The sequence below is a fragment of the Stenotrophomonas rhizophila genome (assembly GCF_007667275.1).
In the GTDB taxonomy this organism is placed as follows: domain Bacteria; phylum Pseudomonadota; class Gammaproteobacteria; order Xanthomonadales; family Xanthomonadaceae; genus Stenotrophomonas; species Stenotrophomonas maltophilia_AE.
The window spans coordinates 457,572-483,371 of the sequence record NZ_VDQT01000001.1; the positions used below are offsets into that span (position 1 = coordinate 457,572).

Annotated in this window: 24 protein-coding genes; 23 read left to right on the forward strand and 1 reads right to left on the reverse strand. The window is 68.5% G+C overall.

Annotated features, from left to right (window positions below; translation table 11 throughout):
• Window positions 1-5 precede the first annotated feature (5 nt).
• The 3 genes from FSZ13_RS01885 (at window position 6) to FSZ13_RS01895 (ending at window position 3,426) form a co-directional block, all read left to right on the forward strand.
• The gene (locus FSZ13_RS01885) at window positions 6-275 is read left to right on the forward strand and encodes a flagellar biosynthetic protein FliQ (RefSeq protein ID WP_102945495.1); all 270 of its coding nucleotides are present in this window, start codon (window positions 6-8) and stop codon (window positions 273-275) included.
• A 7-nt stretch (window positions 276-282) separates the two neighbouring features.
• The gene (gene fliR / locus FSZ13_RS01890; RefSeq protein WP_145477737.1) at window positions 283-1,074 is read left to right on the forward strand and encodes a flagellar biosynthetic protein FliR; all 792 of its coding nucleotides are present in this window, start codon (window positions 283-285) and stop codon (window positions 1,072-1,074) included.
• Between the two features lie 210 nt (window positions 1,075-1,284).
• The gene (locus tag FSZ13_RS01895; RefSeq protein WP_145477738.1) at window positions 1,285-3,426 is read left to right on the forward strand and encodes a putative bifunctional diguanylate cyclase/phosphodiesterase; all 2,142 of its coding nucleotides are present in this window, start codon (window positions 1,285-1,287) and stop codon (window positions 3,424-3,426) included.
• A gap of 223 nt (window positions 3,427-3,649) precedes the next feature.
• Here FSZ13_RS01895 and FSZ13_RS01900 read toward each other — a convergent pair whose 3' ends face one another.
• Complete coding sequence (locus tag FSZ13_RS01900; RefSeq protein ID WP_145477739.1) at window positions 3,650-4,480, reverse strand: DMT family transporter; 831 nt, start codon at window positions 4,478-4,480, stop codon at window positions 3,650-3,652.
• Window positions 4,481-4,593: 113 nt separating this feature from the next.
• Between FSZ13_RS01900 and flhB the strand changes: the two genes are divergently transcribed.
• The 20 genes from flhB (at window position 4,594) to FSZ13_RS01995 (ending at window position 25,744) form a co-directional block, all read left to right on the forward strand.
• Complete coding sequence (gene flhB, locus FSZ13_RS01905) at window positions 4,594-5,724, forward strand: flagellar biosynthesis protein FlhB (RefSeq protein ID WP_145477740.1); 1,131 nt, start codon at window positions 4,594-4,596, stop codon at window positions 5,722-5,724.
• Window positions 5,721-7,826: a flagellar biosynthesis protein FlhA gene (gene flhA / locus FSZ13_RS01910; RefSeq protein ID WP_145477741.1), complete on the forward strand. Its 2,106-nt coding sequence runs from the start codon at window positions 5,721-5,723 to the stop codon at window positions 7,824-7,826. Before flhB ends, flhA begins: the two co-directional genes overlap by 4 nt.
• 148 nt (window positions 7,827-7,974) lie before the next feature.
• Window positions 7,975-9,912, forward strand: a complete 1,938-nt coding sequence (locus FSZ13_RS01915) for an AAA family ATPase (RefSeq protein WP_260844065.1) — start codon at window positions 7,975-7,977, stop codon at window positions 9,910-9,912.
• Window positions 9,899-10,786, forward strand: coding sequence for a MinD/ParA family ATP-binding protein (locus FSZ13_RS01920; RefSeq protein WP_145477742.1), 888 nt, complete (start codon window positions 9,899-9,901; stop codon window positions 10,784-10,786). The genes FSZ13_RS01915 and FSZ13_RS01920 overlap by 14 nt, the downstream gene beginning before the upstream one ends.
• Window positions 10,783-11,529: an RNA polymerase sigma factor FliA gene (locus FSZ13_RS01925; protein WP_145477743.1), complete on the forward strand. Its 747-nt coding sequence runs from the start codon at window positions 10,783-10,785 to the stop codon at window positions 11,527-11,529. Before FSZ13_RS01920 ends, FSZ13_RS01925 begins: the two co-directional genes overlap by 4 nt.
• 16 nt (window positions 11,530-11,545) lie before the next feature.
• Window positions 11,546-11,938 (forward strand): chemotaxis response regulator CheY, encoded by a 393-nt coding sequence (gene cheY, locus FSZ13_RS01930; protein ID WP_017357461.1) that lies wholly within the window; start codon window positions 11,546-11,548, stop codon window positions 11,936-11,938.
• Window positions 11,938-12,555 (forward strand): protein phosphatase CheZ, encoded by a 618-nt coding sequence (locus tag FSZ13_RS01935; protein WP_145477744.1) that lies wholly within the window; start codon window positions 11,938-11,940, stop codon window positions 12,553-12,555. The genes cheY and FSZ13_RS01935 overlap by 1 nt, the downstream gene beginning before the upstream one ends.
• Before the next feature lie 4 nt (window positions 12,556-12,559).
• Window positions 12,560-14,380, forward strand: a complete 1,821-nt coding sequence (locus FSZ13_RS01940; protein WP_145477745.1) for a chemotaxis protein CheA — start codon at window positions 12,560-12,562, stop codon at window positions 14,378-14,380.
• A 126-nt stretch (window positions 14,381-14,506) separates the two neighbouring features.
• On the forward strand, window positions 14,507-15,247 hold the full coding sequence (locus FSZ13_RS01945) for a flagellar motor protein (protein ID WP_145477746.1): 741 nt from the start codon (window positions 14,507-14,509) through the stop codon (window positions 15,245-15,247).
• Between the two features lies 1 nt (window position 15,248).
• A complete protein-coding gene (motD, locus tag FSZ13_RS01950) occupies window positions 15,249-16,247 on the forward strand; it encodes a flagellar motor protein MotD (protein ID WP_145477747.1) in 999 nt (332 codons plus the stop codon).
• Window positions 16,248-16,251: 4 nt separating this feature from the next.
• Window positions 16,252-17,034 (forward strand): ParA family protein, encoded by a 783-nt coding sequence (locus FSZ13_RS01955; protein ID WP_145477748.1) that lies wholly within the window; start codon window positions 16,252-16,254, stop codon window positions 17,032-17,034.
• Window positions 17,031-18,107: a chemotaxis protein CheW gene (locus FSZ13_RS01960; RefSeq protein WP_145477749.1), complete on the forward strand. Its 1,077-nt coding sequence runs from the start codon at window positions 17,031-17,033 to the stop codon at window positions 18,105-18,107. The genes FSZ13_RS01955 and FSZ13_RS01960 overlap by 4 nt, the downstream gene beginning before the upstream one ends.
• Before the next feature lie 171 nt (window positions 18,108-18,278).
• Window positions 18,279-18,587, forward strand: coding sequence for an STAS domain-containing protein (locus tag FSZ13_RS01965; RefSeq protein WP_145477750.1), 309 nt, complete (start codon window positions 18,279-18,281; stop codon window positions 18,585-18,587).
• On the forward strand, window positions 18,584-18,949 hold the full coding sequence (locus FSZ13_RS01970) for a response regulator (protein WP_038688521.1): 366 nt from the start codon (window positions 18,584-18,586) through the stop codon (window positions 18,947-18,949). Before FSZ13_RS01965 ends, FSZ13_RS01970 begins: the two co-directional genes overlap by 4 nt.
• Window positions 18,950-18,997: 48 nt before the next feature.
• Window positions 18,998-20,977 carry a chemotaxis protein CheA gene (locus tag FSZ13_RS01975; protein WP_145477751.1) on the forward strand — a complete coding sequence of 660 codons (1,980 nt, stop codon included), beginning with the start codon at window positions 18,998-19,000 and terminating at the stop codon, window positions 20,975-20,977.
• Window positions 20,978-21,078: 101 nt separating this feature from the next.
• Window positions 21,079-21,210: a hypothetical protein gene (locus tag FSZ13_RS18685; RefSeq protein WP_260844066.1), complete on the forward strand. Its 132-nt coding sequence runs from the start codon at window positions 21,079-21,081 to the stop codon at window positions 21,208-21,210.
• A gap of 161 nt (window positions 21,211-21,371) precedes the next feature.
• Window positions 21,372-23,612: a methyl-accepting chemotaxis protein gene (locus tag FSZ13_RS01980; RefSeq protein WP_145477752.1), complete on the forward strand. Its 2,241-nt coding sequence runs from the start codon at window positions 21,372-21,374 to the stop codon at window positions 23,610-23,612.
• A 187-nt stretch (window positions 23,613-23,799) separates the two neighbouring features.
• On the forward strand, window positions 23,800-24,576 hold the full coding sequence (locus FSZ13_RS01985) for a flagellar brake protein (protein ID WP_145477753.1): 777 nt from the start codon (window positions 23,800-23,802) through the stop codon (window positions 24,574-24,576).
• A 142-nt stretch (window positions 24,577-24,718) separates the two neighbouring features.
• Complete coding sequence (locus FSZ13_RS01990; RefSeq protein WP_145477754.1) at window positions 24,719-25,210, forward strand: chemotaxis protein CheW; 492 nt, start codon at window positions 24,719-24,721, stop codon at window positions 25,208-25,210.
• Between the two features lie 150 nt (window positions 25,211-25,360).
• Entirely contained in the window at window positions 25,361-25,744 is a 384-nt protein-coding gene (locus FSZ13_RS01995; protein ID WP_145477755.1) for a hypothetical protein, read from the forward strand.
• Window positions 25,745-25,800 lie beyond the last annotated feature (56 nt).

Consider the following 25,800-nt stretch of genomic DNA (forward strand, 5'->3'; position numbering starts at 1 on the left):
TTGCCATGACCCCCGAACTTGCCCTGACCGAACTGCGCGGTGGCCTGATCACCGTGTTGTGGGTGGCCGGCCCGCTGCTGCTCACCGTGCTGATCGTCGGCGTGGTCGTCGGCGTTGTGCAGGCCGCCACCCAGCTCAACGAACCCACCATCGCCTTCGTCGCCAAGGCCGCCGCGCTCACCGCTGTGCTGTTCGCCCTCGGCAGCCTGCTGATTGGCCATCTGGTCGAATACACCGTCCTGCTGTTCCAGCGCATCCCGCACCTGATCGGATAGCAGCGCGATGGATTCGGCAACCCAGATGGCGGCCGACGGGCTCAACGCCTTCGGCATGATCGGCACCGTGCTGTGGACCATGCTGCGCATCGGCGCCATGATCATGGCGATGCCGCTGGTCGGCAGTCGCGCCGTCCCCTCGCGGGTCAAGGTCATGCTGTCCGGCGCACTGGCCATCGCCCTGTCGCCGATGCTGCCGCCGGTACCGGCCTGGACCGGGTTCGATGCCGCCACGGTGCTCAGCATCGCCCGCGAACTGGCCATCGGCATCTCCATCGGTTTCCTGCTGCGGCTGGTGTTCGAAGCCGGCGCGATGGCCGGCGAACTGGTGTCGCAGGGCACCGGCCTGGCCTTCGCGCAGATGAGCGACCCGATGCGCGGCGGCACCTCCGGTGTCATCGGCCAATGGTTCTACCTGCTGTTCGGCCTGTTGTTCTTTGCCGCCAACGGCCATCTCGCGCTGATCTCGCTGCTGATGGACAGCTACAAAGCCGTGCCGATCGGCACCGCGTTGCCCGATATCGACGCCTTCCTGAATGTCGCGCCGATGTTCCTGCTGCAGGTGCTCCGTGGTGCACTCACCCTGGCCCTGCCGCTCACCGTGGCCATGCTGGCGATCAACCTCGCCTTCGGCGTGCTCTCCAAAGCCGCGCCCGCGCTCAACCCGATCCAGCTCGGCCTGCCCGTCGCGCTGTTGCTGGGCCTGTTCCTGCTGACCGTGCTGGCCGGCGAAATGGGCCCGCCCGTGCAGCGCCTGTTCGACGCCGCCTTCCAGGCCGCCGACAGCGTCACCCACTGAGGCCGTCGCGAAAAACATACGGCCGGGTACGTCGCCGGCGTGATGGTCGCGTGATCAAAAACCGGGTTTTTGGCAGATTTTGCGCTTGCCTCGCCCGTGCCGATGTCGTCTCATGCGGCTACGGCAGGGGGAACGTGCCGGAGCAGTAGTCGGCATCGCAGCGCGCGAGCCAGACAAATTTGTCTGCTGCCTGAGCCAGGGAGAGTCAGCATGCTGATCGGCAGTTACACCCCGTGGTTGGTCGTGGTCTCGCTGGTGGTCGCCATCCTCGCGTCGTTCACCGCGCTGGACATGGCCAACCGGGTCACCACCGCCCCGTCCCCGCGCATCAGCGTGCTGTGGCTGCTGGGCGGCGGTTGCGCCATGGGCCTGGGCATCTGGTCCATGCACTTCATCGGCATGCTGGCGTTCCGCCTGCCGATCCCACTGGGCTACGACCTGCCGCTGACCGCGGTATCGCTGCTCGCCGCGGTGGCCTCATCGATCTTCGCGCTGTGGCTGGTTTCGCGGCCCACCCTGCCGCATTCGCGGCTTGCGCTGGGCGCGGTCCTGATGGGCTGCGGCATTGCCAGCATGCACTACATCGGCATGGCGGCGATGCTGATGCGGCCCGGCATCGAGTACCACGCCGGTTGGTTCACCTTGTCGGTGCTGGTCGCGGTTGCCGCCTCGTGGGTGGCGCTGTTCGTGGCCTTCCGCCTGCGCCACAACGACACCCGGCTGCACCACCGGATCGTGCCCGCGGTGCTGCTCGGTACCGCCATCGTCGGCATGCACTACACCGGCATGGCCGCCGCACGCTTCCCCGCCAACAGCATCTGCGGCGCCGCCGCCGGCGATGGCCTGCAGACCCAGTGGCTGGCCGCGCTGGTGATGGTGCTGACCATCGCGATCCTGGCCGTGGTGCTGCTGGTGTCTTGGCTGGACCAGCGCCAGCAGGCCCAGCTGCTGCGGCTGCGCAACCAGCGCCTGCGCAGCTCGCTGGACGACGCCGAGGCCGAACTCAGCCAGGCCGCGCTGCACGACCCACTGACCCACCTGCCCAACCGCCTGCTGCTGCAGCAGCATATCGACCAGGCACTGGTCGATGCCGAGCTGCGCGGCGGTCGCTTCGCAGTGATGTTCATGGACCTGGACGGATTCAAGCAGGTCAACGATGCCTATGGCCACCAGACCGGCGACTCGCTGCTGGTGGCGGTGGCCGCCCGCACCCGCCAACTGCTGCGCCCGACCGACGTGCTGGCGCGCCTGGGCGGTGACGAGTTCGTGCTGGTGGTGGCCATCGAGAACGACGAGGACGTGGCCGCGGTGGCCAACCGCATCCTGCAGGCGATCGGCAAGGGCAACCTGGTGCCCAGCCACGACCTGCAGATCACCGCCAGCATCGGCATCGCCATCTGCCCCGACCACGCGGCCAGCGAGCGCCAGCTGATGGGCTATGCCGACGCGGCGATGTACCAGGCCAAGGAAGCCGGCCGCAACGCCTACGTAGTGTTTGCCGCGTGGATGAGCGACAGCGCCGAACAGCAGTTCCGCCTGCTGGCCGACCTGCGCCGTGCGGTCGAGTTGAAGCAGCTGTTCCTGCAGTACCAGCCCAAGGTCCGGGTCAGCACCCACCAGGTGTGCGGCGCAGAAGCGCTGCTGCGCTGGCAGCACCCCGAGCACGGGCTGATTCCGCCCGACCGCTTCATCCGCCTGGCCGAACGCAGCGGGGTGATCAACGACCTCGGCCGCTGGGTCCTCAACGAAGCCTGCCAGCAGGTGCGGCGCTGGCACGACGCCGGCCACGACAGCTGGTCGGTGTCGATAAACCTGTCGCCGATCCAGTTCGGTTCACCCAACCTGCTGCAGGAGGTCAGCGACGCGCTGGAGAGGCATCGGGTCGAGCCGCGCCGGCTGGTGCTGGAGATCACCGAAAGCGCGGTGATGCGCGATACCGACACCAGCCTGCGCCTGCTGCAGTCGCTGGCGCGGCTGGGCGTGGGCATTTCCATCGACGACTTCGGCACCGGGTACTCCAGCCTGCTCTACCTCAAGCGGCTGCCGGCCACCGAGATCAAGATCGACCACGCCTTCATCCGCGACCTGGAAAACAGCTCCGAAGACGTGGTGATCGTCTCGGCCATCGTCGCCCTGGGTCACGCACTGGACATGGACATCGTCGCCGAAGGAGTGGAAACGGCCGGCCAGCGCTCGTACCTGGAGCGGCTCGGCTGCGACTTCCTGCAGGGCTACCTGCTCGGCCGCCCGGTCGACCCGGAGCGTTTCATGCAGCTGCACGACCTGCCCCGCCCGCGCATGTCGTTGGCCCCGGAGCTGAACACCCTCGGCGGCGGGCATTTCCTGGATTGAGGTGCCAGCCACGCAGGGCGTGGCTCTACGGGCGTTTCCTGGACTGATGCGCCAGCCACGCAGGGCGTGGCTCTACGGGCATTTCCTGGATTGATGCCCAGCCACGCAGGGCGTGGCTCTACCCGCCGTCGTGGCGTTGCGCCGACCACCCCGTAGAGCCACGCCCTGCGTGGCTGCGCACCGTCCATGTTCCCTACGTCGCTCGCGCGCGATACCGGGACGCTTACGCGAAGCGCAGGATCGCGACCCCGCTGACGATCAGCCCGGCGGCCATCCAACGGCGCCTCGGTACGCGTTCGCGCAGCACCCAGGCCGAAATCATCATCGCGAACACGATGGAGGTTTCACGCAGTGCTGAGACCATCGCCACCGGCGCCTGGGTCATTGCCCACAGCGCCAGCCCATAGGCACTCAGCGTACCCACGCCGCCCACGAGACCGTACTGCCAGTTCGACCGGGCGTAGGCCAGCAGCTGCGGCCGGCGCCTCCACAATGCCCAGAGCGGAAGCGGCAGGCCCGAGAGCAGGAACAGCCACAGCGTATAGGCGACCGGCGATCCCGACTGGCGTGCGCCCCAGGCGTCCACCAGCGTGTAGGTGGCAATCACCCCGGCGTTGGTCAACGGAAGCCCCAGCTGTCGGCGCACCAGTCCGTGCGCCATCGACAGTATCCCGGCACAGATCAACGCGATGGCCAGCCACGCCGCGACCGGCAGCGATTCACCCCACAACAGTGCCGCCAATACCGCCACCACGATCGGCGCGCAGCCCCGCATCACCGGGTAGGCCGCACTCATGTCGGTCCGCTGATAGGTGCGCGCCACCAGCACGTAGTACCCCGCCTGCAGCACCGTCGAGGCGGCCAGCCACGGCCAGCTGCGCGGATCGGGCGGGCGGGCGAAGGGCAGGCAGATCGCGGCGATCAGCGCCGCCGTGCCGGTGACCAGGATCGTGGTCAACAGGGTGTCGCTCCCGCGCTTGACCACGGCGTTCCAGCTGGCGTGCAGGAACCCGGCGAACAGGACCAGGCAGAACAGGAGGGGCGACATCGGCATCCGTGGCAATGACGGGGTTGGTAGGGTCGCATTCCAATCGACCGCACGTACATCCCCGCGTTCCGGAACGGTTCTTGCACCACCCCGGATAACCCCCGTGGTGCCCTGCCCCGATGTCCGAAAACGAAGAAGCCGGCGAAAAAACCGAACAACCTACCGAAAAACGCCTGCGCGATGCCCGTGAAGAGGGCAACATCCCGCGTTCGCGTGAGCTGGCCACCGCCGCGGTGTTCGGCGCCTCGGTGCTGGCGCTGATGGCGTTTTCCGGCAGCATGGCCAGCGGCAGCAGGGAATGGATGAAGGCCGCGCTGAGTCCCGAGCCCGGACTGCGGTTCGAGCCGCAGGGGCTGTTCAGCCACTTCGGCCACCTGTTCCTGCAGCTGATGCTGGCGATGTGGCCGCTGCTGCTGATCTGCCTGCTGGCCAGCTTCCTGGCGCCGGTGGCGATGGGCGGGCTGCGCTGGTCGAACAAATCGCTGATGCCCCAGCTCAACCGGCTCAGCCCGATGGCCGGCATGAAGCGCCTGTACGGGCCCGAAGCCATCGCCGAGTTCATCAAGTCGCTGCTGCGCATCCTGTTCGTCGGCGCTGCCGCCGGGCTGGTGGTCTGGCACGGCATCCGCTCCCTGCGCGACCTGATCCACCAGCCGCTGGAAGCGGCGATGGTCAACGGCCTGGGCTTCACCCTGAAGCTGATGCTGGCCACCGGCGGCGCGATGATGCTGCTGGCCGCCATCGACGCCCCGTACCAGCGCTGGAACTGGATGCGCAAGCTGAAGATGACCCGTGAAGAGCTGCGCCGGGAAATGAAGGAGAGCGAGGGCAGCCCCGAAATGAAGGGCCGGATCCGGCAGATGCAGCACCAGCTGGCCAATCGCCAGATGATGGAAGCGGTGCCCAGCGCCGATGTGGTGGTGGTCAACCCGACCCACTACGCGGTGGCCCTCAAGTACGACGGTGGAAAAATGGGCGCCCCCACGGTGGTGGCCTTGGGCGTGGACGAAACCGCCCTGCGCATCCGTGAAGTGGCCGACGGCAACAAGGTCGCCATCGTCTCGGCGCCGCCTTTGGCACGCGCCTTGTATCGGGAAGGTCAACTTGGAAAGGAAATCCCCGTGAGACTGTATTCGGCCGTTGCCCAGGTGCTGTCCTACGTCTACCAGCTGCGTACCTGGCAGGGCGGGCCGATGCCCGCGGCGCCGAACGTGGACATCGATGAGTTCGGCAAGGGAGGCCGCCCATGAGCGCCCAGCCTGCCGGCATGAACACCCGACGCGCCCTGGACATGATCCGCCAGGGCCTCGGCGCCCCGCTGATCGTGCTGGCCCTGCTGGCCATGGTGGTGGTACCGCTGGCCGCGCCGGTGCTGGACGCGCTGTTCACCTTCAACATCGCTATCTCGCTGATGGTGCTGCTGGCGGTGGTGTACGTCAGGCGTCCGCTGGACTTCACCATCTTCCCGATCGTGCTGCTGATCACCACCATGCTGCGGCTGGCGCTGAACGTCGCCTCCACCCGCGTGATCCTGCTCAACGGCCAGAACGGCCACGAAGCCGCCGGCAAGGTGATCGCCGCCTTCGGCGAATTCGTGATCGGCGGCAACTACGCGGTAGGCATCGTGGTCTTCGCGATCCTGACCATCATCAATTTCGTGGTGATCACCAAGGGCGCCGGCCGCGTCTCCGAAGTGACCGCGCGCTTCATCCTCGACGCCATGCCCGGCAAGCAGATGGCGATCGACGCCGACCTCAACGCCGGTTTGCTGACGCGCGAGGAAGCCAAGGTCCGCCGCGAAGAAGTCCGCGAGGAAGCCGACTTCTACGGTGCGATGGACGGCGCCAGCAAGTTCATCCGCGGCGACGCCATCGCCGGCATCCTGATCCTGTTCATCAACCTGCTGGGCGGGCTGGCGGTGGGCGTGCTCCAGCACGGCATGCCGTTCGGCGAAGCCGCGGCTACCTATACCCTGCTCTCGATCGGTGACGGCCTGGTGGCGCAGTTGCCCGCCCTGCTGGTGTCCTCGGCGGTGGCGATGCTGGTCACCCGCGCCTCGCGCTCGCAGGACATGGCCCAGGCCATGATGGGCCAGGCCTTCGGCCAGCACCGCGCGCTGAGCATTACCGCCTTCATCCTGATCCTGGTGGGCCTGGTGCCGGGCATGCCCAACGTCGCCTTCTTGACGCTGGGTGCCATCATCGGCTTCATCGCCTGGAAGCTGTGGAAGAAGAGCACCGCGGCTGAACGCGCCGCCGCCGCCCCGGCCGCGGCCGGCCCCGGCACCGCGCTCGGCCTGCCCGCAGGCACCCCCTCGCCCACCGCCGAACTGACCTGGGACGAGCTGCGCCCGGTCGACCCGCTGGGCCTGGAAGTGGGCTACCGGCTGATCCCGCTGGTGGACAAGAACCAGGGCGGCGAGCTGATGGCGCGGATCAAGGGCGTGCGCCGCAAGCTCACCCACGACATCGGCTTCCTGATTCCCTCGGTGCACATCCGCGACAACCTGGAACTGGGTGCCACCGCGTATCGCCTGCTGATCCACGGCGTGCCGGTGGCCACCGCCGAGATCCACCCCGACCGCGAACTGGCGCTGGACCCGGGCAGCGCGCTCGGCGCGCTGGAAGGCATCGCCGGCAAGGACCCCGCGTTCGGCCTGGACGCCACCTGGATCCAGCCGCACCAGCGCGCCCACGCCGAATCCATGGGATACACGGTGGTCGACCCGGCCACCGTGGTCGCCACCCACCTCTCGCACCTGATCCGCGAACACGCCCCGGAACTGCTCGGCCACGAAGAGGTCCAGCAGCTGCTGGCCAACCTGGCCAAGAGCGCGCCCAAGCTGGTCGAAGACCTCACCCCGAAGGCGCTGCCGCTGTCGGTGGTGGTGCGGGTGCTGCAGAACCTGCTGATCGAGCGCATCCCGGTGCGCCAGCTGCGCAAGATCGCCGAGTCGCTGGTGGAGCACGCGCCGATGAGCCAGGACCCGGGCGTGCTGACCGCCGCCGTGCGCAACGCACTGGGCCGTTTCATCGTGCAGGAGATCGCCGGGATGTCGGCGGAGCTGCCGGTGTTCACCCTCAACCCGCAATTGGAACGTGTCTTGCAGGAGTCCACCCAGGGCAACGGCGCCGCGCTGGAACCCGGACTCGCCGAGCGACTGCACCAGAGCCTGGCCGAATGTGTCGGCAAGCAGGAAGCGAAGAACGAGCCCGCGGTGGTGTTGGTGCCCGGTCCGGTACGTGCCGCGCTGGCACGGCTGGTACGCCACAGCGTTCCGTCGCTGTCCGTGCTGGCCTACAGCGAGGTGCCCGAGGACAAGCGGCTGAAGCTGGTCGGCACGATCAGCTGAGCCGGAACTCCGACAGCAACGCGTCAGAAAACAGACACCCCCATTTCGTATTCACCGCAGCAGGACAAGAAGGGAACCCCGGACCGTGCAGACCACCGACAACCAGCGCTTCCCTTCCACCCCCCAGCCCCAGTCCCGGTACCACAGCATGAAAATCAAACGCTTCGTCGCTCCCGATATGCGCTCGGCCATGAACCTGGTGCGCAAGGAACACGGTCCGGATGCCGTGATCCTGTCCAATCGCCGGATCGAGGAAGGCGTGGAGATCGTGGCCGCGGCGAACTATGACGAAGGCGCGGTGCAGCGTGCGCTGGAAGCGGCGCGCAAGGACGTGGCCCCGCCGCCGCCGGCCCCGCGCCCGCGCAATGCCGCCGATGCGGTGATCGCTGCGGTCACCCGCCGCAAGGCACCGCTGGCCGCGCCGGAACCGGTGGCCGCCACCACCTCGGCCGTGGCCGCCCTTGCCCGCGCCGCGGTCGGTGCCACCGGCCGCACCCTGGATACCGCCAACGAAATCGTACCGCCGCGGGGCAGCGCCGGTTTTGCGGCGACCCTGGCCCGGGCTGCGGTGCAGCCGGCCCGCGCCGATGCCCTGCCGGAACAGATCTTCGCCCCGTTCAACGTCGAACAGGCCGCCGCCCACGACGCAGCGCCGGGCCCTGCCCGGCAGAGCCACGAGGTAGCGCCGGGCTCTGCCCGGCCAGTGATCGAAGACGCACCGTCTCCGGTCCGCGCCACCCCCACTGCCCCCGCCAACCGCGCCCGCTTCATCATCGACCCGCCGCTGGACGATGCCCCGCTGTTTGAAATGCATGCCCCGGCCGGCCGCAGCCTGCCGCCGCAGCTGCCGCAGCTGCCGCAGATGCCGCCGCAGCAGATGCAGCGCGCACCGCTCGACGCGCCGCTGGCCCCGCTGTGGGAAACCGTGCCGGTGGTGGCCGCCCCGCTGAGCCCGGCCATGGCGATCGACGACTCGGCGGTGTTCGCCCCGCCGGCGCCGGTCGCGATGATCGAAACCGCCGCACCGGTCGTCCCGGCGTCGCCCGCCGTACCGGTCGCGGCGCCGGCGCTGCCGCCGCTCCAGGCCGCCGACGAACCGACGGCGGTCGCCGAGGTCGTGGAGGCCGCGCCGGCACCGGTTACCCCCGCCACCCCGCCCACGCTGACCCTGGTCCGCGACGACGAAGAGCTGCGCCAGCTGCGCCATGAAGTGGCCGGCATGCGCCATGTCATCGAGCGCGAGATGAACCGCTTCACCGACGAGCGCCTGCGCGGTTCGGCCGTGCGCGCCGCCGCGCTGGACCTGATGGACGAGTACGGCTTCGACGCCGGCATCTGCCGCGACGTGGCCCTGCAGATTCCGCTGGACACCGAAGCCCACCGTGGCCGTGGCCTCATGCTGGGGCTGCTGTCGAAGAAGCTGCCGATCGCCCCGGTCGACCCGCTGGAAGCCGGTGGGGTGATCGCCCTGGTCGGCCCGACCGGTGCCGGCAAGACCACCACCATTGCAAAGCTGGCCTCGCGCTTCGCCGAAGCGCATGCCGCCCGCGACGTCGCCCTGGTCACCACCGACACCGCCCGCATCGGCGCCCGCGAACAGCTGTACGGCTTCGGCCGCCAGCTCGGCATCGCGGTGCACGAAGCCAACAGCGGCAGCGACCTGGCGCAGCTGCTGGAACGCCTGAAGGACTACAAGCTGGTGCTGATCGACACCGCCGGCCTGGGCCCGCGCGACCGCGCCCTGGCCGCCCAGCTGCAGTGGCTGCGCGCCGCCGGGCAGGTCCGCACCCTGCTGGTACTGCCGGCCAACACCAGCTTCAGCGACATGGACGAAGTGGTCCGCCGCTTCAGCGCCGCCAACCCGCAGGGCGTGGTGCTGAGCAAGCTCGACGAGACCGGCCGCTTCGGCACCGCGCTGTCGGTGGCGGTCGACCACCGCCTGCCGATCACCTGGGTCACCGACGGCCAGGACGTTCCCGAAGACCTGCACCGGGCCAGTGCGGCCAATCTTGTACTTCGCCTTGAAGATTTGCGCCGCGCGGCCGATATGCCCTGCAACCCGGAGTTGAACCATGCCGTCGCGTGAGTATGAAAACCTGACCAGGACCTTCCCGTTGTCGGCCACCCGCAGCCAGCCGCTCGGCCCGGTGCGCACCATCGCCGTGACCGGCGGCAAGGGCGGCGTGGGCAAGACCAACGTGTCGGCCAACCTGGCCGTGGCGCTGGCCGGCATGGGCAAGCGCACGCTGCTGCTGGACGCCGACCTCGGCCTGGCCAACATCGACGTGATCCTGGGCCTGCAGCCCAAGCTGACCCTGGCCGACCTGGTCGCCGGGCGCTGCACCCTGGACGAGGTGATCCTGGAAGGCCCCAACGGCGTGCTGGTGGTCCCGGCCGCGTCGGGCCGCCGGCACATGGCCGAGCTGCAGCCGGCCGAGCACGTGGGCCTGGTCAACGTGTTCTCCGAACTGGAACGCGAGCTGGACTTCATGGTGGTGGACACCGCTGCCGGCATCACCGACGGCGTGCTGACCTTCTGCCAGGCCGCGCAGGACACCGTGGTGGTGGTCTGCGACGAACCGGCTTCGATCACCGACGCCTACGCGCTGATCAAGGTGCTCTCGCGCGAGCGCGGCGTGGACCGCATCCAGGTCGTGGCCAACATGGTGCGCGATCCCAACGAAGGCCGCGTGCTGTACGAAAAGCTCAGCCGGGTGTGCGAGAAGTTCCTGGCCGACGTGTCGCTGAACTACCTGGGCTGCGTGCCGCAGGACGACTGGCTGCGCCTGTCGGTGCAGCGCCAGCAGCCGGTGGTGAAGGCCTATCCGTCCAGCCCGGCCGCGCAGGCGATCGCCGAGATCGCCCGCCGCACCGCACGCTGGCAGGCCCCCACCGAGCCGCGCGGCGGGGTCGAGTTCTTCCTGGAGCGCATCCTCAAGCAACGCGGGGTGGCCGCATGAAAGGCGCCGCACAATACAAGGAGGTGCAACGCGCCGCCGCCAACGAGTGCATTGCCCAGCACTCGGACCTGGTCCGGCGCATTGCCCACCACCTGGCCGCGCGCCTGCCGGCCAGCGTTGAAGTGGACGACCTGATCCAGGCCGGCATGATGGGCCTGATCGAGGCCTCGCGCAGCTACGACGCCGACCAGGGCGCCTCGTTCGAAACCTACGCCTCGATCCGCATCCGCGGTTCGATGATCGACGAGATCCGCCGTGGCGACTGGGTGCCGCGGTCGGTGCACCGCCGCGCCCGAGATGCCGCCTCCACCATCCGCCGCCTGGAGCAGAGCACCGGCCGCGCCGCCAGCGCCACCGAAGTGGCCGCGGCGATGGACATGCCGCTGCCCGACTACCTGCGCCTGATGGAAGACGCCGCACGTGGCCAGGTGCTGAGCCTGGAATCGCGGATCGAAGACCAGGGCGAGCTGGACACCGTGGCCCAGGGCGGCCCGACCCCGCAGCAGGTGCTGGAGCGCGGCGAGTTCGGCCGCGAACTGGGCCATGCGATCGGCCTGCTGCCCGAGCGCGAACAGCTGGTGCTGTCGCTGTACTACGAGCAGGAACTGAACCTGAAGGAGATCGGCGCGGTGCTCGGGGTCAGCGAGTCCCGGGTCTGCCAGATCCATGGCCAGGCAGTGCTGCGCCTGCGTGGCCGACTCAAGATCTTCGAGGCGGCCGACGCCGGCCTCGAAAACAACTGATACCGAGGAAAGTGCTTTGAACAAGAACATGCGTATCCTGATCGTCGACGACTTCTCGACCATGCGTCGTATCGTCAAGAACCTGCTGGGCGATCTGGGCTTCACCAATACGGCCGAAGCCGAGGACGGGCATGCCGCGCTGGCCCTGCTGCAGAGCCAGCCGTTCGATTTCGTGGTCACCGACTGGAACATGCCGGTGATGACCGGCATCGACCTGCTCAAGGCGATCCGAGCCGACGCCAAGCTCAAGACCCTGCCGGTGCTGATGGTCACCGCCGAAGCCAAGCGCGAGCAGATCATCGAAGCCGCCCAGTCCGGCGTGAACGGCTACATCATCAAGCCGTTCACCGCGCAGACCCTGGAAGAGAAGCTCGGCAAGATCTTCGAGCGCCTGGCGGCGAGCGCCTGATGGAAACGCTTCGCGACAAATCGGCGCTGGTGCAGCGCCTGCAGGATGCCCTGGCCGCGCTGGAAAGCGGCGACGAAGCCGGCTGGCGCCGGGAAATCGACGCGCTGGCCGCACTGCGCACCCAGCCGATGATGGCCGGCCTCAACCGGCTTGCGCGCGAACTGGGCCAGGCGCTGGGCGAACTGCCTACCCTGCCCAGCGAAGCCGGCGAGCTGGATGATGCCTGCGCACGCCTGGACCACGTGGTGGCGATGACCGAACAGGCCACCCACCGCACCTTGGACCTGGCCGAGGAATGCCGTGCGCTCACCGAGCAGCTGCGTGCTAACGGGCTCAGCCCGGATCAGGACCAGCAGCTGGACCGCATCCGCCACAACCTCACCGAGATCGCGCTCACTCAGAGCTACCAGGATCTGACCGGGCAGATCATCCGCCGCGTGGTGGGGATCGTGCGCCGCGTGCACGAAGGCTTCGGTGCGCTTGGCCTGCCGCCGCCGGACGAGGCCGCCGCACGCCAGCGCGACAACGGCCTGGCCGGCCCGGCCGTGACCGGCCTGGACCGCCACCAGGTGTCGCAGGTGGACGCCGACGACCTGCTTTCCGATTTGGGGCTTTGAAACCATGAGTGCTGTTCCGGACGACATTGCTGCAGACTTCATCCTCGAGGCCCAGGAGATCCTGGATCGCCTCGGCGAACAGCTGGTGTCGCTGGAGCAGTCGCCCCAGGACAGCGACCAGCTCAACGCGGTGTTCCGCGGCTTCCACACCCTCAAGGGCGGTGCCGGCTTCCTCGGCATCCAGGCGATGGTGGAACTGTGCCACGCCGCCGAGGAAACCCTGGGCATGGCCCGTTCCGGCCAGGCCGTGCTGCAGGCGCATCACTTCGATGCCGCGCAGCAGTCGCTGGACTACCTGCAGTCGATGCTGGATTCGGTGGCCGCCGGCACCGAGCCGGGCTACGCGCCGCCGGCGCTGATCGCGCAGTTCGACGTCAACGGCCCGGCCGTGCCCGCAGCGGTGGCGGCCGCCACCCCGGCCAACCCCGACCTGATCACCGACGACGAGTTCGAAGCGCTGCTCGACACCCTGCACGGCGGCGCCGCACCCACCGCCGTGACGCCCACGAAAAAGGCCGACGACGGGCTGATCGGCGAAGACGAATTCGAAGCACTGCTCGACCAGCTGCATGGAGGCGCCGCCCCCGGCGCGCTGCAGGCAGCCGCGCCCGCGCCGGCACCTCGCCCGGCTCCGGCACAGGCACCGGCTGCAGCCAAGCCGGCCGCCAACAAGCCGGTGGCCGAAGCCGAACACACCGTGCGCGTGGACACCAAGCGCCTGGACGCCATCGTCAACCTGATCGGCGAACTGGTGCTGTCGCGCAACCGGCTCAAGACCCTGCGTGCACGCCTGCACGACGAAGAACTCGACCGTGCCGTGTCGACCCTGGACATCGCCACCGCGCGCCTGCAGTCGGCGGTGATGCGCACCCGCATGCAGCCGGTCGGCAAGGTGTTCTCGCGCTTCCCCAAAGTGGCCCGCGACGTGGCCCGCAACCTGAAGAAGGAAGTGGAGCTGGAACTGGTCGGCGCGGAAACCGAGCTGGACCGCAACCTGGTCGAAGCACTGGCCGACCCGCTGGTGCACCTGGTGCGCAATGCGATCGACCACGGCATCGAAATGCCCGACCTGCGCGAAGCGCAGGGCAAGACCCGCAGCGGCAACGTGCGCCTGTCGGCACAGCAGGAAGGCGACTACGTCAGCATCGAAGTGCAGGACGACGGCGCCGGCATCGACCCCGAGCGGCTGCGCGCCAAGGCCCGCGAGAAGGGCCTGATCGACCCCGAAGCCGCCGCCCGGCTGAGCAGCGAGGAGTGCCTGCACCTGGTGTTCCTGCCCGGGTTCTCGACCAAGCAGGAAGTCACCGACATTTCCGGCCGCGGCGTCGGCATGGACGTGGTGCAGTCGCGCATCCGCGAGCTGAGCGGGCAGATCCAGATCCAGTCCGAACTGGGCCGGGGCAGCCGTTTCCTGATCCGGGTGCCGCTGACCCTGGCGATCCTGCCGACCCTGCTGGTCCAGGCCGGCGAGGACATCTACGCGCTGCCGCTGGCCCGCGTGATGGAGGTGCTGCATGCACCGAACACCTCGCTGGGCTGGTTCGACGGCCGCGCCGTGCTGGACCGCCGCTCGCACACCCTGCCGCTGGTCGACCTGCGCCATTGGCTGGACGTGGAACCGGCCGCCTCCTCGCTGCTCACCATCGTGGTGCTGCAGGCCGGCGAAGCGCGTTTCGGCCTGGTCGTGGACCAGGTGCGCGGCCGCGAGGAAGTGGTGATCAAGCCACTGCCCAAGGCCCTGCGCGGGCTGCGCGGCTACGCCGGCGCCACCCTGATCGGCGACGGGCGCATGTCGCTGATCCTCGACGTGGACGGCCTGCGCTGAACGCAGCCGGGCAGAGCCCGGCGCTACGCCGTAGAGCCGGGCTCTGCCCGGCTGAACAACCCGCGTGGCTGAACCGCCGCCCCCCCCCCACCTCAAGACCCCCCCACGCGCGCCGATAACGGAACAATGGACAGACTCAGCCTCATTGGACTTTTCCTCGCCCTGGCCTCGCTGGTCGGCGGCAGCATCCTCAAGGGTGCCGGGCTGGCGTCGCTGTGGTCCCCTGCCGCTTTCGTGATCGTCATCGTCGGCACCATTGCCGCGATCCTGCTGCACACCTCCCCGGCGGTGTTCAAGCACGCCTTCAAGATCGTCAGCTGGGTGGTACGCCCGCCGAGCAGCGACCGCGCCGAGCTGATCCGCCAGATCGTGGAATGGAGCAACATCGCCCGCCGCCAGGGCCTGCTCGGCCTGGAAGCGCAGGTCGACGCCCAGGACGACCCCTTCCTGCGCAAGGGCCTGCAGCTGCTGGTCGACGGCGTGGAGCCGGAAACCATCCGCCACATGATGGAAATCGAACTCAGCAGCCAGGAAAGCCGGGACCTGGCCGCGTCCAAGGTGTTCGAAGGCATGGGCATCTATGCGCCCACGCTGGGCATCATCGGCGCCGTACTGGGCCTGATCGCGGTGATGAAGAACCTCGCCGACCCGAGCAAGCTCGGCCACGGCATCGCTGCCGCGTTCACCGCCACGATTTACGGCATCGGCTCGGCCAACCTGCTGTTCCTGCCGGTGTCGGCCAAGCTCAAGAGCGTGATCCACCACAACAGCCGCGACCGCGAAATGATCATCGAAGGCCTGATCTCGATCGCGCAGGGCGAAAACCCGCGCAACATCGAAACCAACCTGTCCGGGTTCCTGCACTGACATGGCCCGGCGCAAGGCCCACGAAGAGCATGCCAACCATGAGGCCTGGGCGATCCCGTACGCCGACCTCATGACCCTGCTGCTTGCCTTCTTCGTGGTGATGTACGCCATCTCGTCGCTCAACGAAGGCAAATACCGGGTCATGGCCGACGCGCTCACCACCGCGTTCGGTGGCGCGCCGCGCACGATCAACCCGGTCCAGGTCGGCAACCAGCAGGTGCAGGGCGGCGGCTGGGACAGTCCCTCTGTGATCAAGGCCGGCAACCGCGTGGGCCCGTCGGCACCTTCGCCAAGCAACGACCCCACCCTGCTGCCGGCGATGGCCTCGCAGATGCGCATGCCGGTCTCGGTGCACAACCAGGAACAGCTGCAGCGCGCCGAACGCCAGCTCAACGGCATCGCCGACCGCCTCACCGCCACGCTGGCGCCGCTGATCGACCGCGGCATGATCACCGTGCGCCGCACCGAGCTGTGGATCGAAGTGGAGATCAACAGCGACATCCTGTTCACCACCGGCTCGGCCACGCTCGACGTGCATGCGCGCGACACCCTGTCCTCGCTGGCCCAGGTGCTGCACGACGCCCCCAATGGGGTGCGCGTGGAAGGCCACACCGACGACGTGCCGATCGCCACCGCGCTGTTCCCGTCGAACTGGGAACTGTCGGCGGCGCGCGCGGCGAGCGTGGTACACCTGTTCGCCGACCAGGGCGTGCAGCCGGCACGGCTGGCGATGGTCGGCTACGGCCAGTTCCGTCCGCGCGAAGACAACGCCAGCGCGCAGGGTCGCAACCGCAACCGCCGGGTCATGGTGATCATCCTGGCCGATACCGCACAGGGCGTGGACCCGCTGGGTCCGCAGCTCACCGCCGAAACGAGCGCCGCGCCGGCCTCGACGCCGGCCGCCCCCTCCCCTGTTTCCCCCCTCGCGCCGGTGCAGCTGCCACCGGTGCCGGCCGGCAGCCGCGTTGGCGCCGCCGTTCCCCCCGCAATGAAGGAGTGAACCGATGCGTATCTGGGCAATCGCCAACCAGAAAGGCGGCGTGGGCAAGACCACCACGACCCTCGCGCTGGGCCGCGGCCTGGCCACGCTGGGCCACCGCGTGCTGCTGATCGACCTGGATCCGCATTCGTCGCTGACCCGCGCGTTCAACGTACCGCTGGACCCGCCGCCGGCCGGCGTGCTGGAACTGTTCGGCACCCCGCCGGCGGAACTGGGCGCGCTCGCCCACCACAGTGACGTGCCGGGCCTGGACTACATCTGCGCACAGGCCGCGCTGGCCACGCTGGAGCGCCGCAGCGCCAACCAGCCCGGGCTGGGCCTGGCCCTGCAGAACGCCATGGCCCGCCACCAGGACCAGCACGACTACATCCTGCTCGACTGCGCGCCGACCCTTGGCCTGCTGATGATCAACGCACTGGCCGCGGCCGACCGCCTGATCATCCCCACCCAGGCCGAACCGCTGGCCTTGCACGGGCTGGATGGCATGGTCCGCACCGGTGAGATGGTCGAGCGTTCGCGCCGCCGTCCGCTGCCGATGTCGATCCTGCCGACCCTGTTCGACCGCCGTACCCGCGCCGGCAACGAAACCCTGAAGCTGATGCAGGACCGCCACGGCCAGCGGGTCTGGGAAGACGCGATCCCGGTCGACACCCGCATCTGCAACGCCGCCAGCCTGACCGTGCCGCTCACCTCCGACGACTATCCCGGCCGCGGCCTGCTCGCCTACCGCCGCGCCCTGGACTGGATCCGCGCCGACGACGCGCAGCAGATGGAGCGCGCCGCATGAGCAGCACCGGCGTACTCGACGACTATCTGGTGGAACTGCTGGGCGACGCGGTGCCGGACGCGCCGGTCGTGGCCGCCCGCGCCGACGACGAAGACGGCGTCGGCGTTGCCGACGCCATCCGTGCCGAGTTCGCGGCGGCCCAGGCGCCCACCGGGTTCGACACCCCCACCTCACCGGGCGCACCGGCCAACCTGGCACTGCTGGATGAGCTGTTCAACGATCCCGCCCTGGGTCCGGTGAGCGCAGCGCCCGTCGCCGCCGCCTTCGACACCCCAACCTCGCCTGGCGCGCCAGCCAACCTGGCACTGCTCGACGAACTGCTCAACGATCCCGCCCTGGGCCCGGTCGGAGACGCGCGGCCGGGCTGGGACGACCTGCCCGCCGAGGAGCTTCAGCCCAGCGCGCCTGTCGCCGCGACGCCGGCACCCGTCGTTGCTTCCGAGCCTGTGCGCGTCGCCGCGCCGGTGCCCGCCCCGGTCGCCGCACCGGCGCCGGTCGCTGCGCCAGCGCCGGTCGTGCCGAGACCGGTTGCGCGCAGCGTCGCAGCGTCGCCGACGCCGGCGCCGTCCGGCCGCCCCAGCAGCTGGCAGGAACTCCAGGCCCAGGCCCGCAACCCCGCCTCCAGCCCGCGCAGCGACCGCCGCGCCAGCGAGCGCGCCTCGCGCTGGCTGCGCCTGCGCTGCGGTGCACAGGCCTATGCGCTGGAGCTGTTGAAGGTTCAGGAAGTGGTGCTGCCGGTACCGCTGCTGCCGCTGCGCGGCACCGCCTCGGCCATGCTGGGCATCATGAACCTGCGCGGCCAGGTGGTGCCGGTGATGGACCTGGGCATCCACCTGGGTGCCGGTCCGGCCCAGGACGACGCCAACACGCGCATCGTGGTGCTGGAAGAGAACGGCGAAACCATGGGCCTGCGCGTGTCGGCCGTGGAAGACGTGGCCAACCTGACCGATTCGCAGATCGAGCCGCCCGACACCGCCCGCATCTGCCAGATCTCCAACGACCTGTTCCGGGGGGTGGCGCGGGTCACCGCGCAGCCGATGATCCTGCTGGATGCCACCCAGCTGTTGAATTAGGAATGTGGCCGGCCGTGCGTGGGACATGCATGGCGTGTCGCTACGTCGCCGCAGTGTAGGGACACGCCATGCGTGTCCGCGGCATGTCCGGCAGCATCGGAACAATACCCCCCCTAAAGGTTTCGGAATTCAAGCCGTTATTGACCTTGGAACCGTTTGTCCGGAGCAACGATGAGCACTGTGGCCCTGGGTGATGATCTCGGAATCGAGAGCAGCACCGAGCTCAAAACACGCCTGGCCCCCTTGGTGGACCAGGGCGGCGACCTGACGCTGGACGCCAGCCAGGTCGGCCGTATCCATACCGCGTCGGTGCAGGTCCTGTGCGCGTTCGTCGAAGCCCGCCGCCAGGCCGGCAACCCGACCGCATTCGAGGGCTGCACCAGCACCTTCCGCGACGCCGCGCGACTGCTCGGCGTCACCCAGGCCCTGGGCCTGGATGCAACCCATGACAACCTGAAATCTGTGGAGAACGCGGCATGAGCGCACGTATCTTGGTGGTGGACGACTCGGCGTCGATGCGCCAGATGGTTTCCTTCGCCCTCACCTCGGCCGGCTTCTCCGTCGAAGAAGCCGAAGACGGCGCGGTCGCGCTCGGGCGCGCCAAGGGCCAGCGCTTCAACGCGGTGGTGACCGACGTGAACATGCCGAACATGGACGGCATCTCGCTGATCCGCGAACTGCGCCAGCTGCCGGACTACAAGTTCACCCCGATGCTGATGCTGACCACCGAGTCCGCCGCCGACAAGAAGTCCGAAGGCAAGGCCGCCGGCGCCACCGGTTGGCTGGTCAAGCCGTTCAACCCGGAACAGCTGGTCGCCACCGTCCAGAAAGTCCTGGGCTGATCCCGCCCCGCCCCTTCCTTCCCCTTTGGTAACCGGACCCGAACTGCCATGAGCATGGACCTGCAACGCTTCCACGCCACCTTCTTCGAGGAAAGCCGCGAAGGCCTGGACGCCATGGAAGCCGGGCTGCTGGCACTGGAATCGGGCCAGCAGGATCCGGAAATCATCAACTCGGTGTTCCGCGCCGCGCACTCGATCAAGGGCGGCGCCGGTACCTTCGGCTTCGACGCCATCGCCGCGCTGACCCACGTGCTGGAAACGCTGCTGGATGAGCTGCGCGCCGGCAAGCGCGCGCTGGAAGCCACCGCGGTCGATGCGATGCTGTCCTCGGTGGACGTGCTGCGCGCCCTGCTGCGCGAAGCCGAACACGGCCAGCCGGCCGACCCGCAGGCGGTGTCCGCGATCAAGGCGCGGCTGGAAGCGGTCCTGTCCGGCCAGGCCGCCGCTACCGCGGCACCGGCAGCAGCCAAGGTCGACGACACCCCCGAAGCGTGGCAGATCGGCTTCGTGCCGGCACCGTCGCTGTTCATGAGCGGCAACGATCCGCTGCGGATCATCCGCGAACTGGAACACCTGGGCTCGCTGCAGGTCGCCGCGCGAATGGAGCGCCTGCCCGGCTTCGACCAGCTCGACCCGCTCGAGGCCCACCTGGCCTGGGACCTGGGCCTGGTCGGCAAGGTCCCGCGCAGCAAGATCGAAGACACCTTCGCCTGGGTCGTGGACGACTGCGAACTGGACATCCGCCCGGCCGCACCGCCGAGCCTGGCCACCAGCGCCCCGACTGCAGCGCCTGCCGCCGTGGCCGCACCCGCAACCGCCGCGCCTGCGGCCGCCAGTGCCCCGGCCGCCGCGCAGGAAGCGGAAAGCTCGATCCGCGTGGCGGTGGAAAAGGTCGATGCGCTGATCAACCTGGTCGGCGAACTGGTCATCACCCAGGCCATGCTCAAGCAGGTCTCCAACGCCCTGGACCCGGTCCACGCCGAACAGCTGTTCGCCGGCCTGGACCTGCTGGAACGCAATACCCGCGACCTGCAGGAAGCGGTGATCGGCGTGCGCATGCTGCCGGTGGACGCCGTGTTCCGGCGCTTCCCGCGCCTGGTCCGCGACCTCTCCTCGCGCCTGGGCAAGCAGGTGCGCCTGCGCACGATCGGTGAAGGCACCGAACTGGACAAGGGCCTGATCGAAAAGATCGCCGACCCGCTGGTCCACCTGGTGCGCAACTCGATCGACCACGGCCTGGAAATGCCCGACGTCCGCCGCGACGCCGGCAAGGACGAGACCGGCACGATCACCCTGGCGGCATCGCACCAGGGCGGCCACATCGTGATCGAAGTCAGCGACGACGGCCGCGGCTTGAACCGCGACAAGATCCTCGCCAAGGCGCACGAGCGCGGCCTGGCCGTGCCGGACAACCCCACCGACGCGCAGGTCTGGGACCTGATCTTCCAGCCCGGCTTCTCCACCGCCGATGCGGTCACCGATCTTTCCGGGCGTGGCGTGGGCATGGACGTGGTCCGCCGCAACATCCAGGCGCTGGGCGGCGAAGTGCAGCTGGAAAGCCGCACCGGCAACGGCACCCGCGTGCTGATCCGCCTGCCACTGACCCTGGCCATCCTCGACGGCATGACCGTGTCGGTGGCCGGCGAAACCCTGATCCTGCCCCTGGCCTACGTGCTCGAAGCGCTGCAGCCACAGGCCGAAGACGTGCGGTCGATGGCCGGCGAAGGCCGCGTCCTGCGCGTGCGCGGTGAATACCTGCCGATCCTGTCGCTGAGCGAGTACTACGGCTACGGCCGCCGCGCCAGCGACGACTCGCTGGTGGTGGTGGTCGAAGGCGACGGCCAGAAGATCGCGCTGGAAGTGGACGAACTGGTCGGCCAGCAGCAGGTCGTGGTGAAGAACATCGAGAACAACTACCGGCGCATCGGTGGCGTGTCCGGCGCCACGATCCTGGGTGATGGACGCGTGGCACTGATCGTCGACATCGGCGGCCTGGTGCGCTCGCTGCGCGTACCGCAGGCGGCGTAAAAACAGCCCGGTAGCGCCGGCCGTTGGCCGGCTGGAACGCCCCCGTTGATGACGGGGGCGTTTTTGTTTGTCGGCGTCTGAACGTTTCATGGAAAAACGTGATGTCGGTCGGCACCGATACGGACGCGTATCCACGACCCATTCGCCACCGCATGGCAAAACCGTTGGCATTGCTTGCTTTCGCAACCATCGGCTGCAAACCGCAGCGCAGCGTGGACCTCGAAAAAATGTGACGTCGCGCGCTCAAGAAACCGGCCCGAGCCGCCGTTATCCGCAATAGCGATGACACATTCATCGCCCGCCTTACGCCCTGCCGCTTCGCCGCTTTCGCCTTTCGCCCTTCCGCACAACGTTTCCACGGCTGTGCGTCCCTGCCCTGCCCGGAGTTTCCCGCATGAAGTGGTTCCATGATCTGCCCATCAGCCGCAAGCTCGCGGTCGGGTTTGCCCTCACCACCGTGATGACCATCGGGCTGGGCGTGTTTGCCCTGCTGCGTCTGAACGGCGTCAACGCCGAGCTGGCCGAAATGGCGAGCAACGACATTCCCTCGGTGCAGCACCTGGGCGAAGTCCGCGCACAGCTGGGCGAGTTCCGCACGTTCGAACTGGCCCAGCTCACCATGCTCGACCAGGCCGACAAGGTCGCGGACTACAACAAGCGCATGGACGCCACTGCCAAGATCGTCCGCGACGAGCTGAATGCCTACGCCGCGCTGCCCGCCGGTGAGGAAGAGAAGGCGCTGTACCGGAAGGTGGCCGCCGACCTGGAGGTGTACTTCGCCGCCAACGCGGAAATGCGCACCGCCATCGCCGCCGCCGACGGCGTGCTCGCGCAGCAGATCTCCGACGAGAAGTCGCGACCGGCACGCCGCGCCATGTTCGAACACCTCAAGGAACTGGGTGCCTTCAGCAGCGGCCTGATGCTGTCCAAGATCGACGCCGCCAACGCGACCCACCGCGCCAGCGTGATGGCGATCATCATCACCGTCTCGCTGCTCACGCTGCTCGCCGTGGCCATGGGCGTGGTGATCTCGCGCGCCATCACCGGGCCGATCCGCCAGGCCATGCATGCCATCCAGTCGGTGGCGCGTGGCGACCTGTCGGTCAACATTCCGTCCAGCACCACCGCCGATGAAGCCGGCCGCATGCTGGCCGCTACCCGCGACATGACCCAGATGCTGCGTCGCTATTCCAGCGAAACCCAGCAGATGGTTGAAATGCACGCCGGCCCCGACATCAGCCACCGCATCCCGGAAGACTTCCCGGGCGTGTACGGCCAGCTCGCGGTGGGCGTCAACACGGTGATCTTCGAGCACCTGGATTCGATCCGCGACGCGATCGACGTGCTCAACCAGTACGCCGCTGGCGACCTGTCGCGGGACGCGCGCCGCCTGCCCGGCACCCGCGCGATCCTGCACGAATCGATGGACGCGGCCAAGGCCAGCCTGCTGGCGATCAATACCCAGATCCAGACCCTGGCCCAGGCCGCTGCGGCCGGCGACTTCAGCCAGCGCGGCGACGCCCAGCGCTTCGATCACGATTTCCGGATCATGATCGAACACCTCAACACCATGATGGACGTGGCCGACGGCAACCTCTCGCAGCTGTCGCACCTGCTGCAGGCCATTGCCAACGGCGACCTCACCGCCCGCATGCATGGGGAGTTCCACGGCGTGTTCGCCAGCATGCGCGACGACGCCAACACCACCGTCGCGCAGCTGACCCGGATCGTCAGCCGCATCCAGCATGCCTCGGGCAGCATCAGCACCGCCGCCGGCGAAATCGCCTCGGGCAACAACGACCTGTCGCGCCGTACCGAGCAGCAGGCCGCCAACCTTGAAGAAACCGCCGCCTCGATGGAGGAACTGACCTCCACCGTGCGCCAGAATGCCGAACACGCGCGCCAGGCCAACCAGCTGGCGATCGGCGCGCATTCGGTGGCGTCGCAGGGCGGTGAGGTGGTCGGCAAGGTGGTCAGCACCATGCACGAGATCGACGCCTCCTCGCGCCGCATCGCCGACATCATCACGGTGATCGACGGCATCGCCTTCCAGACCAACATCCTGGCGCTGAACGCGGCGGTGGAAGCGGCGCGTGCCGGCGAACAGGGTCGCGGCTTCGCCGTGGTCGCCTCCGAAGTGCGCACCCTGGCCCAGCGCTCGGCCAGTGCGGCCAAGGAGATCAAGGGCCTGATCGACGAATCGGTCGGCAAGGTCGCCGAAGGGTCGGCACTGGTCAACCAGGCCGGCGCCACCATGGGCGAGATCGTGGCGTCGGTACAGCGCGTGACCGACATCATGGCCGAGATCTCGGCCGCCTCGCAGGAACAGTCGGCCGGCATCGAGCAGGTCAACCAGACCGTGATGCAGATGGACGAGACCACCCAGCAGAACGCTGCGCTGGTGGAGGAAGCCACGGCGGCGGCGCGTTCGATGGAAGAGCAGGCCGGTCAGCTCAACGACGCGGTGGCGCTGTTCAAGCTGGATGGCCAGGCGGTGGCCGCCGCCGTGCCCACGCCGGCCATCGCGGGCGGACGTCCTGCCGCGGCACGTCCGCGCAGCGCGCCGGCACCGGTGCGCCGGCCGGCGGTGCGCGAACCAGCGCTGGCGGGCGAAGGCGACTGGCAGGAGTTCTGATCGCAACGGTCCGTCACCCTCGACACCCCGCTCCGGCGGGGTGTCGTCGTTGTGGCGTACCGCACTCCATTGCACCGCACAAAAGGCCCTACACAGATTCGCCCTACATTATTGTGAACCGCTGCCGATAAACGGACAGAGACCTGATTTCGCACGAAATCTGTACCCGCCCAACGCAGCAGAGTCCATGTCTGAAGGCAGCCTTGAAACCCACGACGCGTCCCACGCCGACCACGATGACGGCGCGGACGATCGTTACCTGGTCCGCAACCCCCGGCAGATCCGCCAGCTGCTGCAGGCGTTGATCGACCAGCGCTCGCTGCTCACCGCCCACCTGGGCGGCCGCGACCAGTCGTTCCCGACCGCGATCCTGGAGCTGGACGAGGACGACGACTACCTGCTGCTGGACGGCAGCCCGTCCGAATCCTCCAACCGCGCGGCCGAAGAGGCCGGCCACCTGCTCTGCTTCGCCCAGCTGGACCGGGTGATGGTGCGCTTCCGCCTCGACCACCTGGAGCGCACCGGCGGCCACGGCCACGTGGCGTTCCGCGTTCCCTTCCCCACCGAACTGGTGCACCTGCAGCGTCGCGAGCTGTACCGGTTGGAGACGCCGGTCACCGACTCCCCGCACCTGCTGTTCCCGATCAACGAGGACCGCAGCGAAGCCCTGCACCTGCGCGTGGTCGACATCAGCGGCGGCGGCCTGGCCGTCACCGTACCGGCGAACTGCAACGCGTTCTCGCTCCAGAAGCGCTATGACGCCCGCCTCGACATGCCCGACACCGGCGCCATGCAGGTCTCGCTGATCGTCTGCAACCAGCTGGCGCAGAAACTCCCCAACGGCGTGGAAATGAAGCGCATCGGCATGCGTTTCGACGGCCTGCCCCGCGGCGGCGACAGCGCCATCCAGCGCTACATCTTCCGCATCGACCGCCAGCGCAGCGCCCGCAAGAACGGCGAATGACAGCGACGTAGGAACCGATTGGGAGGCCGGGCAGGTCCGACCCTTGGTCGGACGCTCTTCCCTAAAGTCGTCGCGATCCAGGCCGATATCCGGAATGACGCCCCGGTTTTCCGACCGCCACGCCCGACCCAGGATTCCTTCCATGAACGACAGCAACCCCAACGCCGCCAGCAGCGGTGGCGAGTACCTCAGCTTCACCCTCGGCGCCGAGCACTACGGCGTGGACATCCTCAAGGTCCAGGAAATCCGCGGCTATGACTCGGTCACCCGCGTCCCCGACGCCCCCGACTACATCAAGGGCGTGATCAACCTGCGCGGCACCATCGTCCCGGTCATCGACCTGCGCCTCAAGCTGCGCCTGGACGACGCGCGCTATGACGCCTTCACCGTCATGATCGTGCTCAACGTCGACAACCGCGTCGTCGGCATCGTCGTCGACAGCGTCTCCGACGTGATTCCGCTCAGCGCCGACCAGATCCGCCCCACCCCCGAATTCGGCGCCGCCGTCGATACCCGCTTCATCTCCGGCATCGGCACCCAGGACGACCGCATGCTGATCCTGCTGGATATCGAAACCCTGCTCGACAGCGCCGACATGGGCCAGCCTGCCGCCGTCGAAGACGCCGCCGCCTGACCCACCCCCCATCGCGCCGATCGGATCGATTTTCGTTCAACAAAAATCCTTCAGTTCTGTCGCGAATGGCCGATAGCTGGATTCAGGAACCGGCTGCGTGGGCTCACCCACCACCGGGCCAACTATCCATATCCCCCGGAGAACCTCCCGATGAAGACCCTGCCCACCCTGCTTTCGATCGCCGTCCTCGCTGCATCCGCCTCCTCCGCCTTCGCCCAGTCGGCCGAAATGATCCCGCCGGAGCTGGCGGCGCGTTCGGTCGGCAAGGACGGCATGGTCTGCGGCAAGGTCGAAAAGGCCCGCTACGCCGAAGGCTCCGAAGGCCAGCCGACCTTCCTGTACATGGGCGGCGCCTTCCCGCGCCACACCTTCTCGGCCCGCATCGCCGGCGAAAACCGCGGCAAGTTCAGCTTCCCGCTGGAAACCCTGGAAGGCAAGACCGTCTGCGTGATCGGCAAGATCGCCCGCGACGCCTCGCGCGCTGAAATCGAAGTCAGCTCGCCGTCCGGCCTCAAGCTCGCCAACATCAAGTAATAGCCCCATGCCCTGCCACGCCGGCCCGCGCCGGCGTGGTCGTTGCAACCGGGCCT